The organism is Clostridium saccharoperbutylacetonicum N1-4(HMT) (assembly GCF_000340885.1).
GTDB lineage: Bacteria > Bacillota > Clostridia > Clostridiales > Clostridiaceae > Clostridium > Clostridium saccharoperbutylacetonicum.
In genome coordinates, this window is sequence record NC_020291.1 from 3,712,518 (window position 1) to 3,727,316 (window position 14,799).

Here is a 14,799-nt window from a genome sequence, read left to right on the forward strand (position 1 = left end):
CTTCTATACCTAAATTTTTAATTTCCTGATTTCCTTCTAACCATTGCAGATATACTTCTGCTTCAAAAATTTTCTGTGTTTTATTACAAGTTAATTATCTTCAATATTTGATGTTAAAAATATTAGACTCTTTATTTTTTCAACTACATAATCATTATTAGTCCAATGAATATAGTGACTGGAATTAGGAAGTGTTTCCTGTGAACTTCGATTTGACCAATGTAATAATTCCTTCTGACTTTTTTCCCAATCTTCCCCACTATCAGAAGATATAATAACTAAAGGAACGTTGTTAAGATGTCCATTCTTCATTACTTCTGTAGCATTTTCATTTATATTTTTAATATATTCTAAATTCATTGGATTCCCAAGATATCTATAATACATTGCTAAATCTACCTTCTTTATATCTTCTGGTAATCCATTATAACGTAAATTTTCTCCAAGCAGTGGCAGTTTAATATCTAAACTTCCAAGTGCTCTTGCAATTCCTGTTATTCTTAATCCTGCACTAATACGATTTAATATATATGATTTTACCTCAGAATCGTTTGCATAAAATTCTGGGCTTCCTCCATCTAATAGAACAATGCCTTTGACTTCATTAGGATATTTTTGAGCAAAATGGATTACTTCCAAAGAAGCCAATGAATGTCCAACTAATATATAAGGTGATGGTTGTCCTGATTTTTTAAGAAGTTCATGTAGCTCTTCAGTTAATACATTTATGGTTCTAGGTAAATCTGTTTTCTCACTTAAGCCAAAACCAGCATTATCAAAACTTACTGTTTCTGCATACGGCTTTAGTTCCATTTGCATCCTATAAAAATCTGTAAAGGAACTTGGTGTTCCTGAGCCTGCAACAAAAACAACAGTATTTCTTCCACTTCCTATCGAATTTATATACATATTGTGATTATTAATATTAAATATTTCTCCCTTAGGCAATAATATCTTCATTTCTTTTTCAACCATTATACTTTGGCATACTGTCCCAATTAAAAGCATTATTATAGCAACAACGATAATTTTTTTAAGTCTCGATTTTCTCTTATTCTTACCTTCTTCTAATACCTTCATATACTTCTCCTTTGATGAAGACTGTACTGTATCATTTAAATAAAAAATACATAACCACTTGCTTTTGAATACTTCTTTAGTACTATATATCACTAAAAGCTAACGCTTCCTCATAATATATTCTCTCAAAAAATCTGGAAAGTGTATTACCATACTATGCAAAAACGGAACAGCCACTTTATATCTTGAATTAAGTCGTTTTCTAAGGATTATATCAGCAATTGCTTTTGCAGCCACTTTAGGATCAGTTAAATTTTGCTTATCCCTATATTTAGCGTCTGATTCATAAAACCTAGAATAATGTGAATTTTGATTTGTCAGTATATCTTTTGAGTTATTAACCATAGTTTTAAAAAAATTGGTTTTTATAGGGCCAGGTTCGATAACAGTTGTCTGAATATTATCATTGTACAATTCTAATCTTAATGAATCACTTAATGCTTCAACTGCAAATTTTGATGCACAATACATACCATTAATAGGCTGAACAAATTTTCCAGAAATAGATCCCACATTTATAATCTTGCCAAAATTCTTCTTACGCATTTCTGGAATGACCGCCTGAATCATATTAATTATACCAAATACATTTACATCAAACATACTTTTTGCAACATTTAAATCAAGCTCTTCCAAAGCTCCTCTAGCTGAGTAACCTGCATTATTGACTAATATATCAATTTTTTCAAATTTTGATAACACTTCGTTTATTACATTAGATATGGATTCCTTTTGAGTTACATCAAGAGATAACTTTAATGACACCGGCAAATCCATAATACTTTCCACATTTCTAGCTGTTGCTACAACTGTATATCCTTTCTCGGATAAACTCTTACAAAGTTCTCGTCCAATTCCTGTGGAACAACCTGTAATTAAAATAACTGATTCTTTTTTCATATAAATCAACCTCCATTAGTAAAATTTATATACATCATAAATTACTTAGAGATTGTTTGCATTATCATTTGTTAAGATTCAATTTTTTTCTTATTCTACTAAGAGATACAGGAGTCATTCCTAAATAAGAAGCAATATGACATTGCTTAAGGCGCTTTTCTAAACCAGGGTACATATCAAGGAATTGTTTATATCGTCCCACACTATCTAATAATTTAAAACTACTTGCATGTTTTTCTTTCATAACCAAAACCTTATCAATCATTTTTTTATAAAACAAAAGTAGTTTATCATTACTTTTAACTATTTTTTCAAAATCAGAAATTTTAGCTACAAGAATTTCGCTATCTTCTAATGCTTGTATGTAATATTCTGATTCTTTCTGACAAAGATGTGCCATGTAAGAAAATAAAATATCACTTTCTTTATAAAAATATTTTGTTATATCATTACCCATTCCATCTATATAATAAGAACGAAAAATCCCATTAATGATTAATCCGATTTCTGTAGATTTTTCTCCTTCTTCCAAAAAGTACATTTCTTTTTTTATTATCTTTGGCTTAAAAATTTTTTCTAATGAAGCTATATTTTCTTCATCAAGAAAAACCTCATTACTTTTCATGAGATTTATCAATAAATTACTGTCAGTTTTCTCTTTCATTCAGAAACCTCTTTCATTGATTATCCTTAACACATTTATTCCTCTTCAAAATTATGTATAAATACTAATTTTAATTTATAATTCCACTATAATTGATGAACCTCTTGAATTATCACCATTTAACCATTGCCATTCTTCGCGTAATTCTAATTTCCCATTTTCCAGAACCTGTGGTACACTATGGCATTTTCCAATTCTTTGTTGACCTTGTTTATTAATATGTTGATAATAAAAATCTAATACACCTTTTTCCGATACAGTCCCAATTATATTTCCTCTAATAATATCACCACCAATATATTCAGCCCAAACAACATTTTCATTTTGGTGATAGTTAAATATTGTTTTGTTATCTACTTCACCATTTTCAGTATTGATTTTAGGAATAAATGTTTTCCCATCATAATTTAGCATCATAGATGGCAAATTTAAATTTTTCTCCATAACATCATAATATAAATAATCTCCATTTTGAGTTAATATTGAATGAGATTCTATTTCCTTATACCCTCGCTTTAAATAAATTCCTTTAGCTGGCAGCGAAGCATCTAGCTGTACTTTTTTAGAGTTTTTCGATATATAATTCTCTGAAAAATCAATTAAAGCTCCACCATAGCCCTTTCCTTGACAATGTGGTAAAACAAATAAGCGACAGATTTCAATACCGTTAATAGTAACTGTTCCTACAGCTTTTTTATCTATTTCTAGAATAAACACTTTACCAGAATCAATATCAGCAGATATATTTTCATCACTATGATGCTGTATAAAAAAATCTACTGCTCCATTTGGATAATAATGAGGATATATTGTTTGAATTGTTTCATAAGTTATGTTTTTTATAGTATTTAAATCTATTTTTATAGCTTGTCGTATATTCATAATATTTTCCTCTTTATATTCAGATTTATTTCTCTATTTTTTGTACCATTTAATAATTCATGATTTCATATGCTACATACTCCTTATCAAAATGGTATCCAAGTTTTTCAGACAAGGCAACTGAACCTTTGTTTTGTGCATCCCAACTTGGATACAGCCCTCTTTTCAGGCACTCTAAAATCAATTTAGCTCCACAAACTAATGCTAGGCCCCTTCTTCTATAATCCTTTCTAGTATCAATTTCAATTTCAATTCCTTCTTTATATACAGTATAAGATGATGCTCCTGAAACAACAATTCCATCTTTTAGTATAACTACTCCAAGTCCTCGTTTTCTATAATCCTCGTAATCATTAAACTGTGAACATAAATCCTCAGACCATGAGTTGCTAATAACCTGATCAAAAACATTTTCATCTATCATTTGAATGGTAAATTCATTTTCTATATCTTCAACAATTTTTGTTAATTCCTCTATATCGAATATATTCTTTTCTTTTTTAATAGCATAACGATATACTTTTTTTGAATTTTCTTTATATGTTTGTTCAATCAGCTTGCTCCATTCATCATGTTGTGGAATCATAATTATGAAATTTGATTTATAAACCTCTTGCTTATTCAATACAAGTTCTATGTTGGCTTTACCTGCAAAAAAACAAAAATCTCCTATTACTATTTTAGCTGATTTGGGATTAGTAATACTATCTGCATATGCTCTTCCCATATATCCTTGTAAGCATGACCAAATTAATGTTTCCTGCCAGCCTTCAAATAATTTTTCCAAACATTTTGTTTCAGTAATCTCATAAATGCTCATATTCATTCTCTCCATTTCAGTACTAATAATTTATATTTCATTTTTTCTAAAATTACAAATTAACTTCACATTTTATTCCTGTTGTCTTCTTAATTCAACTTCCTCATCAATCCACTTATATACACTGTTCATCTCACCTGCATAATCATTACTAATCTCAAAAAAATTAGCATTATTCTTAATACAAAGTTCTTTAACTTGCAAGTGAAGTTTAATGAAGTTATCTTTGTTCATATAATGCTCATCAAATATCTTTTGTTCTATCTTATTTCTATGCTTTATAATTCCTGAGCCAAAATATTTTTCAATATAGTCCTTCGAAAAACCTATATAAAATGTAATTATTTCTTTTAAATAATTAGGCTTAAAATCATTAATATACTCTTGAGGTAAATAGCAGCCTTCAATAATAATGTGTTGCCCATTCTCTATATTGGTCATAATTATTCCCTTTACTATTGGCCATAATTTATATGTAAGTTCTTTATCACTATCAGTTACAGAAAAATCACAATATTTACTTCCACGAATCAGTCCCATTTTTATATGATCAATAGACAAATATGGAATTTTGTATTTTTCAAGTAGCTTTTGAGCCATCACTGTTTTTCCTGTACAACTTACTCCACCAATTAAAATAACCATCTCTATCTCACTCCAATTACCATTTTCCAATTTAATTTCATTCTTGCTCTTTCTTCAATAGCTATGTAGTCTGAATAAGTAACTAAAAAAATTTATATTTTACTATCCTTAAATAATTCCTATAGGGTTAGAAATTTTTCGTATCTAATTTGATCCCTATTATCAATGAATACCCTATCCACCATTTTAAAACCATTACTTTCGTAAAATTTTCTAAGTCTGTCTCTAAATGTTCCACAATTTAACCTTAACCATTTAACGTTGCGCTCTTTGCACATTAATTCTGCAGATTGTATTAATTTACTTCCATACCCCTTATTTGCATATTCTCTACAAACAGCTAACTTATGTAATATTCCAGATCCATTCTTCTGTAAACTTTCCCAAAATAAAGGATCATACCATTGCAAAACATATACTCCAATTAATTTTCCGTTTTCATAACATAATTTCATATCCTCAATTCTATACTTCTTCAGTAACTGTTCACTTGTTATATCTTCACATTTCCACATTGGTTGATTTATAGAATTAAGCCATTTGGCAGAATCATTTAAAACTTTTGAAAAAATCTCCAAACTTTCATTGGTTACATTCACTACTTCCACCTTTATTCCCCTTTCTATCTATTATCATACATATATTTTCTATCATATGTTTAAATTCTATCTAATTATTATTTAATACATTGTAATGAATTAAAAACTTCATTACCCGTTAGTGTATAGTAACTTGTTCCTCCATCATAATCATACACCACTAAATCTCCAACTATACCCATTTTCATATAATCTTCCGGAAAATAATTTGTATAATTTACTTTAAGCTTCGTTTAGAACCTATAAAATGAATTAATTATCATTCATTTTTGAGACATAAAAACTTGTATTCAAACCTTTCATTAAAATTACCATTTAAACAATAATATACAGTGTTCATATTTTTTGAGTAAACCATTGAAAATTCAGTAATCCATTCTCCATTCCTTTGACTTGCAGAATCAAGTATACTAAATGCCGTTTCAACATTTACTTTCTCCGCTTTTTCCAATTCACTTGATACTACTTTAAACCTATCACAATTACATTCAACATTTTCATACAAATAATCCCATAATGAAAAATTTGTCATAACAAAAAACTTTGAAGAGTCTGCTATATTTCTTATATTCCCACGACCTGGTTCTACTACCCACACATTTCCATTAGAATCACAAATCATATTATGGCAGCTCCAATCTGGTCCATTAACAACTTCAACATTACTTAAATATTCTTCTAATTTTTCAGTACTAATAACTCCCTTTAGTATATCCATTATAAATTTGGTTGTATGAGTAACTTTTTTATTTGGTCTTCTATATAATCCTTTTCCATTTGAATTAACTACAAGATTATTAAAAAATCTACCAAAGCAATCTACTCCAAACGACGGATATTTTCCTCGTCCTCCGTCAACCTTTACAGTAAACCAGTTAGGATTTTTAGTATCAATAGAATATTTCATCCCATTATTATCAAAATTCATTCCAATAATTGTATCATTTCCTCGATAAATAAAACTTGTACACATAAAATTTTCCCCACCCTCAATAAAATTATATATAACTCTTATCAGAAGCAATCTTATTACCTACATTAATTAGGACATAACTTAAGTCTATATTTAAAAACCTTTTAACCTATATTCAACTTCTAAAACTCTTGTACATCTGTTCAAGATAATTTCTCATTAAGATAAGCAAGTATATCTTTTGGTAATTGAGCATGGAAATTTTCTCTGTCAAATCCTTCTGGATCTGTCGATGGCAAAAAATTTGGATTTCTCATTGACTCTGGAAATGGACTGAGAAATGAAAAATGACCAGCATTTTCAATTTGCTTAAAAGTAACTAAAGATTTATCTGGAATACTCTTTAACACAGTTTCAGCATTCCAAGCAGGAGTTATTGTGTCATGTTCAGCTGTTAGCATAAGGATAGGAATTCTTACATCATCTAAACCATTCATAAACCAACCTGCGCCTGGTGCAAGTAAAACTATTGCTTTAATTCTATTATCAATATTGGTTTCTATTTTCTTACCGTCTATTGTTCTTGGAATTCCTCCTGCCAATGCAAGAGCCGTGTATCCACCCATAGAATGTCCTAGTACTGCTATCTTGTCAGCTTTAACATATTTTCCAAAAAAACTATCTGAAAGAAGTTTATCAATTGTTAAACTTATATGCTTTGGTCTTAAAATAAGATTTTCTTCTGTGTTTTCCAATTCATTATTATTCCTGTTATTACCATAATGTTCTACCATGGCCACAACATAACCATTTTTAGCAAGATGTGTGCTAATTGTTCTATAAAGAAGATGTGAACCTCCATTACCATGAGAAATCACAACAAGTGGAAATTCCCCATCTAATATTTTAGAATTTATACAAACATCCATTGTATATGGGCCAAATACTGTTGGGGCAGAAATTTCTTTTGTTGGATATTGTATAAGAACATTAAATAAAAGGTCTTTGCTTTCATCTCTAATTTGTATGTTTTTACATCCTACATTTATATTAAACTGTTTAATTTCCATGATCTCTCTCCTTGCATTTTTTAGTTAGTACTTATTATATCTTCCGCTTATAGTAAGATAAAATATAACTTATTTCACTCTTCTATTATTCCATAGGTAAATAAATTGCCTAATAAGATTTATGAGCAATGAAATTAACAAAAAAGCACTGCCAATAACATGATTATCGGTTTTCCATAAAATAATAATTGCGACTACAAATAGAATAATTGATATTATTAACATAAATTTTGATTTCATATACTCCTCCTTAACTCCATTTTTTATGTGAACTATTCAGCATTAATATGTTCAACTTGCAATTATTCCTTTCGCTTAAAAATCTAAAAGTACTACGGCATGTCCCTTTTAAGTAAAATTTAAAATTTGTTAATTACCTTATGATCTTCATATTTATAATCTTAAATATTTAATTAAAGTTTATCTTTCCATTAGAAAATGAACTACTTTTACATTACCATCCATATCTGTCCCGTTAACTATAAACCCACACTTCTTTGTATAAAAATTTATATTTTCAACCTTGTCTACAGGGGTTATTAATGTTATTTTACTCCAATCTTTAAAATATCCCAACATATATTTAACTGCTTGCGCACCAATACCTTTACCTTGATATTTGGGAATCACACACAGACAACCTAGGTAATATTCTCCTCCTCCCCTATTTTCAACTGAAATAACTCCAATAGGAATATTATCATAATAAATAATAAATTTAGGAAATTTATCAATAGACTCTTCCATTCGCTCTCTTGATCTGCCATATGCAGGACATTCCCCATATTTAATATAATCATCATAGAACGATGCATTATAAATTTCTATTAACAAAGCTGCATCTTCTTTTATTGCTTTAATATATTTTAAACTCATTACAGTCTCCTTCCGTCTATAAAATTCCATTAGGTTTTTCAAATATTTACTGTAGAATAGCTATATTAGTGAATTTCTAATATGAATTTCTACTAATTCTTTTATATTCTGAATAACTTTAGGAATATTTATTGACTTTGGACATTTTTTTAAGCATGACATATCTATGCACTTTTTGCATTTCTCAGCACTTTCTTTTATGCCGAGGTCAAGTTTTCTGAGTTCCCAATAATCTTTACCAAGAAAATAATAATTATATTGTCTAAAAAACACATGTATTTCAATACCATATATGCATCTACATCTTTGACATCTATCGCAAGGAATAGGATTAAAACTCTTTTCCAGCTTAGACATTACTTGTGAAAAGGTTGGTCGATAATAGTTGTCAGGTTCATTGAGCATTGCATGATTTACTTGCTCTAAAGTTCCCATACCTATTAGTGCACTTGATATTGGATATGAAAGTACACCTGATAAAAGTTTTTTTATTGAAAAAAATGAGGGTAATATCCCTGCTGCATATACTTTATTCAAAATAAATCCTTTTGCTCTAAACTTAGGTTCTTCTTCTATTCTATCAAGCATTCCTCTTTCAAAAATATTTCCGCTTCCTTGAAGTATATCAACTCTATTATCCTTCGCACCTCTTAATAGTATTTCATAATAATGAGTTGCAAGTCCTGTAAATTTGATTTTACCTTCTGCTTTCGATTCATTTAATGCATCTATAGCACCATATTTTTCAAAGGTAATATCTTCATTACTTTCATCTACTTGATGTACAAAATAAATATCTGCATATGTACCTAGATTTTTGCAAGATTCATTGACAGCCTTATACATTTCATCTCCATTAAAAAACCTTGCTTTATCTGCAATTATAATTTTTTCTCTTCCTATATGAGCAGCAAATTTACCAAGCTTTATTTCTGCATCTCCATATTCAGGCACAATTGCTGTATCATAAATATTACAACCAAGCCTATATGCGTGTTCCATTATTTGTATTGCAGTTTCTTCATTTGGACTAAAGTAATCTGGCAATACAGGGGCATTTCCACTAAGTATTGGAATTGTTCCAAATCCAATTTCAGATACCTTTAATCCAGTACTTCCTAAATTCCTGTATCTCATATTTTAACTCCTCTCATGCTTTTTTACATATAGATTAATGATTAGTAATGAACAGTGAATAATTGAGGATGATATTTCTTCAGTATATCTAAAAAATATTATTATTTTAAAACGCCAGAAGGCTTTTCTTCCTTAATTATTCATTTTTCACTAACCCAATGCATTATACTTTATGTTTATACACACTAGTTATCAAATGCTAAAGGCATCATCACTTACTACAACACTTTCTGGAACATGTTTTTTATCAATTTTTGAACACCATGAAAAGGCTCTTGAATCTATGATTTCAAGTTTTTCTGGAAAATATATATCTGTTAATTCATAGCAAAATGCAAAAGCTTCCTTTCCTATTACCTTTAATGTTGATGGAAGATAGACTTTTTCTAAACTCTTACATCTATAAAATGCTTTTTCAGGAATTTCAGTTATTCCCTCTGGTATTATAATACTTTTTAAGGATGAACAGTTTTCAAATGCTCTCATTCCTAAAAATTCAAGTTGATCTGAAATCTCTATATTTTCTAACGAATAGCAGCTTGAAAATGCAAATTTATCTATTCTTTTAACCTTACATGCATTTTTCACAGATACAAGCCATTTACAATTTTCAAAGGCATTTTTTCCTATTGCCTTAACATTAGTTGTTAAAGTTATATTTGTTAATAAATTACTATCTTTAAACACTTTATCCTTAATTTCTCTTATGCCATCTATCAATATTAATTCTTTTATATTTCCTGTGCATTCAACAAGAGCATCATTTTCATCTGTTTTAAAACAATTTAAACAATCCATAAATATTTGCTTTACATTTTTAGGGAGCATTTCATCATTTCTATCTGAGATTTTTGTTAATTTATACTCTTTTCCATCTGCAGTAATAACCTTTTTTAAATTAATACAATTCCTAAATGCATATTCTTCTATAACTGTTTTTTGAGATGAAAAAACAACCTCTTCAAGGTCAAAACAATTTGCAAATGCCCATCCTGAAACTATTTTAATATACTCAGGAATTACAACTCTACCTTTACATCCAGCTGCATCAATTAGTATATTATTTACAATTGTCAAAGGTGAAACTTTGCTTTGTTTTTCTAGCCACATTGTCCCGTGAAAAGCTCTTTCTCCAATATACTCAACATTTTCAGGGATATAAATTTTTTCAAGATTCATTGCATCTTTAAAAACTTCACGTTCAACTCTTCTTATTCCTTTTGGTATATGTATATAACGTCCTTTATTAAAATATCCGTATAAAGAAAGATTTTCATCTATATCAAAACAACTTATTGAACTATTGTATATTGATTTCACAATATCTGGCACATTTTTTTGAAAAATAATTGAATAATCTTCAGTTGGATATACCTTTTCGCCGATTATTACTGCTTTAAGTGCTGTACATCCTGCAAATGCATAGCTTCCATGTCTAATGTGTTCATTAGACACTATTATCTCCCTTAAGTTACCACAATTTTCAAAAGCATGATTAGAAATCTTAGTATCTGCATTAAGACATATACTTTCAATCGAATTACAATCATTAAAAGCATTAACTCCTATAGCTTTAACATTAGTGAAATCAAATTTTCTTAATTCTCCACATTCATCAAAGCAATTATCTCCTATATACTCAAGTTCCATACATTCACAAACTTCAAGACTTTCACATCCACAAAATGCTTCTTTCCCAAAAGATATTGTTTGTTGAAGAAATACATTTTTCAAGTTAATACAATATGAAAATGCTCCCTCACAAATTTTTTCTAAAATACCAGAAACCTTCGTAATACCTATACATTTTTCAAATGCCTTTTTTCCAACATATTTTAAGGATTCAGGAAGAATAACTTCTTTTACATTTTTGCAACCACCAAATGCATCTTCTCCTATAGCTTCAAGGCTTTTAGGAAACACTATACTATTTATATTGTCATTTCCTGAAAAAGCATATGGAGCAATACTTACTACACCTTCTGGAATTATAACATCTCCAAAACAACCCGTTCCATCAATAACAATATTTGATAATATTATTAATTGTGAATTATTTTTTAATTCTTCCAAAAATCTAGTATTTCTAAAAGCATTTGCTTTTATCTCTGTTAATTTAACATCCATTTCATAAAGATTTTTGCAACCATTAAATGCATTTTCACCTATATAATTTGTTTCTAATAAATTAATCTTTGATAAAGAACTACATCCATAAAATGAATTATCTGATACATATGTTATTTCACCTTCAAATTCAACAGTTTCTAAAGATGTACAATATGCAAAAATTCCTTCTTCCAATTTAGTTAGTCCTTTAGGAATTATTATATTTTTAAGGGAAGTGCAGCCACAAAAGCTTCTTGAACCAATTCGTTTAAGTGATTTTGGAAGTGTTATAGAATTAAGATTAGTATTACCATAAAATGCTCCACCTGCAATAGACGTGACTCCCTCAGGAATTACAATATTATCAGAAAGATTAACTCCATTCATAAATATATGTTTAATTTTATCACTTTGAGTTATTTCCTTCATGTAAATACTATCTTCAAAAGCATTTCTTCCAATATATTCAATTGAGGTAGAAAAATTAATATACTTAAGTGAAGGACATTTAAATGCAAATTTATCACCAATACTTTTAACTTCTTCTCCAAATGTTAATTCTCTTAGTTTTTTACATTCTGAAAAAATATCTGTTCCACACTCTTTTAAATCACAATTTATTACTGCTGATTTTACACCTGAGGAAGTAAACACATTACTTCCCATTTTGCATAAAGATTCTGGCAAGCATACTTCAGTTAAAGAAAAACATTTATAAAATGCCATATCACCTATACTTTCAATTTTTCTTGGAAGCTGCAAATTTTTTAGTGAATTACATCCATAAAAAGCCAAGTTTTTAATTTCTCTAACATTACTTCCAAAAGATACTTCATTTAATTTTCTACATCTATTAAATGTTGATTTTTCAATTATAGTAATTGATTCTGGTAGATCTACTCGTATAAGCTTCACACAATTTTCAAAAGCTGATTTACCTATGTATTCAAGTCCTTCAACAAAATTAATTGTTTGCAAAAGTAAGCAATCAGTAAAAGCTTCTTCATGAATTTCTTTTGTTGATTGTGGTAAAATAACTTTTCCAATTGCCTCATTACCTGCAAAAGCTTTTTCTCCAATTATAGTTATACCATCTGGTACAACTACCTTTTCCTCACTCCCTCTATATTTAACTAAAGTAGTTCCACTAATAAAGAAATTATTAAGAATTTGTGAATGAATTTTTTTAACTATGTCTGGTATATCTTCATCATATATATCTGGTAAACCCTTAAGTTCATATGTATTCCCATTAGATAATTTAATATATTTTAGTGTTGTACAGTTTTTAAATGCATCAGGACTTATGTTCACATTTTCATTTGTAAATTCTATAGATTCTAAATTAATACAATTTCTAAATGCCCTGCTTTCAATATTAATTAATGTTTCTGGAAACTTAACAAAAACTACACCTTTCTTATCAAAAAAACAGCTTTTTCCTATCTCTGTTATTCCTTTTGGTATCTCAACTTCCTTTGCATTTATAAGAAATCTTGTAAGAACTCTATTATCAATTTCCATCATCCTATATATATCTGTAGCAATAGCTTTAACTACAGGATGTACATTAGAATTTGATGCTATAATATCAATTACACTTTCAATATCAAAGTTAGTTTTATCTGTTAAGCATATTCTAGAAATTTTCCCGCAGCCTGTAAAAACATCGCAAATACTTGATATATCTAAATCCTTTGAAACCTCTATAGTTTTTAAATTTTCATCATTGGAAAATACATGTCTCTCTAAATTTATTACTCCTGGCATTGAAACATATTCAAGAGCATCACAATACAAAAAAGTACAACTATTAAGCCTCTTTATTGAACTTGGGAGCTCTACACGTTCTAATGAATGGCAACGATGAAATGCATATTCTCCAATATAAGTAAGTTTTGAAGGAAAATTTATCTTTCTTAGCTTTCTGCATCCCTTAAATGCAGTATCCATAATTCTACTTATTGTTTCAGGAAGCATGATTTCTTCAATAGAAGCACATCCTTTAAAGGCTCCTTTTCCTATTACACAAACTTCATCTGGAATCTTAACAACTATATCTCTAAGTGTGTATGCTTCTAAAATTCCATCATTGATAATAAATCCATCTTCCATTAATAATTCTCTCTTTCTTCCAAAAATATTTTCTTCACAATGAATTTAAGTTCTTCTATATTACCACAATTATATAATTCAGTTTTATATTGTCTGGCTGCTTTGCTTCCTTTCATAAGATAAGCCACAAATCTTCTTATATACAAGATAGTAAATATTTCATCGTAATATTTTGATGTTAAATCAATTTGCTCCGATATTACTGTATACTTATCCTTCTTAATATCTTTATGAATAAGTTCACTGAATATAAATGGATTTTCAAGAGCATATCTTGCTACCATAATTCCATCTGCTCCTGTAACATTCATCATTTTTTCAGCTTCCTCTATTGAAAAAATCCCTCCATTTGCAATTACGGGTATTTTAACTACTGACTTTGCTTGCTCAATTTGATTAAAATATGGAGTCCCATAATACATCATATTGCGACTTCGCCCATGTATTGTAACCATATCCGCTCCTGCATCTTCACACATTTTTGCAAATTCTCCTGCAATCATTACATCTTCCTTTATTCCAATACGAGTTTTAACAGTAATCACTTTCCCACTCTTTTTACAACCTTTGATAATAGAAGAAGCCCTTTTTAAATCCCCAAGGAGTGCACTTCCTTGACCACTTTTAAATACATTTGGCACTGGACACCCCATATTTATATCAATAATATCAAATTCAGAAAGATATTCGCTTCTAGCCATTTTCTCCATAATCCTTGGATCAGAACCAACTAACTGAGCTGCCTTTATCTTTTCATCACTTGTTGTAAAAAGAAGTTTTTGCATTGCTTCATCCTTGTATTTAAGTGCATTACAATTTACCATTTCTGTATAACAAAGTCCTGCCCCTAGATCATAGCACAGCATTCTAAAAGGATAACATGTATACCCAGCAAGTGGTGCCATAAGGACATTACATGGTATTATTATATTTCCTAGTCTTAATTCTTTTATCTCCAAATATTGATATCCTCCTTTGTTAAGATTAAT

Annotated in this window: 13 protein-coding genes; all 13 read right to left on the minus strand. The window is 29.0% G+C overall.

The window, feature by feature from the left end; genetic code table 11:
• Nucleotides 1–90: 90 nt before the first annotated feature.
• On the minus strand, nt 91–1,080 hold the full coding sequence (locus CSPA_RS16560; protein ID WP_015393492.1) for an alpha/beta fold hydrolase: 990 nt from the start codon (nt 1,078–1,080) through the stop codon (nt 91–93).
• Between the two features lie 99 nt (nt 1,081–1,179).
• Entirely contained in the window at nt 1,180–1,980 is an 801-nt protein-coding gene (locus CSPA_RS16565) for an SDR family oxidoreductase (RefSeq protein WP_015393493.1), read from the minus strand.
• A 64-nt stretch (nt 1,981–2,044) separates the two neighbouring features.
• The gene (locus CSPA_RS16570; RefSeq protein ID WP_015393494.1) at nt 2,045–2,644 is read right to left on the minus strand and encodes a Crp/Fnr family transcriptional regulator; all 600 of its coding nucleotides are present in this window, start codon (nt 2,642–2,644) and stop codon (nt 2,045–2,047) included.
• Between the two features lie 75 nt (nt 2,645–2,719).
• Nucleotides 2,720–3,526: a GNAT family N-acetyltransferase gene (locus tag CSPA_RS16575; RefSeq protein WP_015393495.1), complete on the minus strand. Its 807-nt coding sequence runs from the start codon at nt 3,524–3,526 to the stop codon at nt 2,720–2,722.
• A gap of 49 nt (nt 3,527–3,575) precedes the next feature.
• Nucleotides 3,576–4,346: a GNAT family N-acetyltransferase gene (locus tag CSPA_RS16580; protein ID WP_015393496.1), complete on the minus strand. Its 771-nt coding sequence runs from the start codon at nt 4,344–4,346 to the stop codon at nt 3,576–3,578.
• 72 nt (nt 4,347–4,418) lie between these two features.
• On the minus strand, nt 4,419–5,021 hold the full coding sequence (locus CSPA_RS16585; protein ID WP_241427077.1) for a 2-phosphoglycerate kinase: 603 nt from the start codon (nt 5,019–5,021) through the stop codon (nt 4,419–4,421).
• 89 nt (nt 5,022–5,110) lie between these two features.
• Nucleotides 5,111–5,599: a GNAT family N-acetyltransferase gene (locus tag CSPA_RS16590; protein WP_017810532.1), complete on the minus strand. Its 489-nt coding sequence runs from the start codon at nt 5,597–5,599 to the stop codon at nt 5,111–5,113.
• Between the two features lie 250 nt (nt 5,600–5,849).
• On the minus strand, nt 5,850–6,563 hold the full coding sequence (locus tag CSPA_RS16595) for a hypothetical protein (RefSeq protein WP_015393500.1): 714 nt from the start codon (nt 6,561–6,563) through the stop codon (nt 5,850–5,852).
• Nucleotides 6,564–6,706: 143 nt separating this feature from the next.
• Nucleotides 6,707–7,573 carry an alpha/beta hydrolase family protein gene (locus CSPA_RS16600; RefSeq protein WP_015393501.1) on the minus strand — a complete coding sequence of 289 codons (867 nt, stop codon included), beginning with the start codon at nt 7,571–7,573 and terminating at the stop codon, nt 6,707–6,709.
• Between the two features lie 420 nt (nt 7,574–7,993).
• Complete coding sequence (locus CSPA_RS16605; RefSeq protein ID WP_015393503.1) at nt 7,994–8,449, minus strand: GNAT family N-acetyltransferase; 456 nt, start codon at nt 8,447–8,449, stop codon at nt 7,994–7,996.
• Between the two features lie 60 nt (nt 8,450–8,509).
• On the minus strand, nt 8,510–9,586 hold the full coding sequence (locus tag CSPA_RS16610; RefSeq protein ID WP_015393504.1) for an aldo/keto reductase: 1,077 nt from the start codon (nt 9,584–9,586) through the stop codon (nt 8,510–8,512).
• 192 nt (nt 9,587–9,778) lie between these two features.
• Complete coding sequence (locus CSPA_RS16615; protein ID WP_015393505.1) at nt 9,779–13,810, minus strand: leucine-rich repeat domain-containing protein; 4,032 nt, start codon at nt 13,808–13,810, stop codon at nt 9,779–9,781.
• Nucleotides 13,810–14,769: a tRNA dihydrouridine synthase gene (locus CSPA_RS16620; protein ID WP_015393506.1), complete on the minus strand. Its 960-nt coding sequence runs from the start codon at nt 14,767–14,769 to the stop codon at nt 13,810–13,812. Before CSPA_RS16620 ends, CSPA_RS16615 begins: the two co-directional genes overlap by 1 nt.
• Between the last annotated feature and the right edge of the window lie 30 nt (nt 14,770–14,799).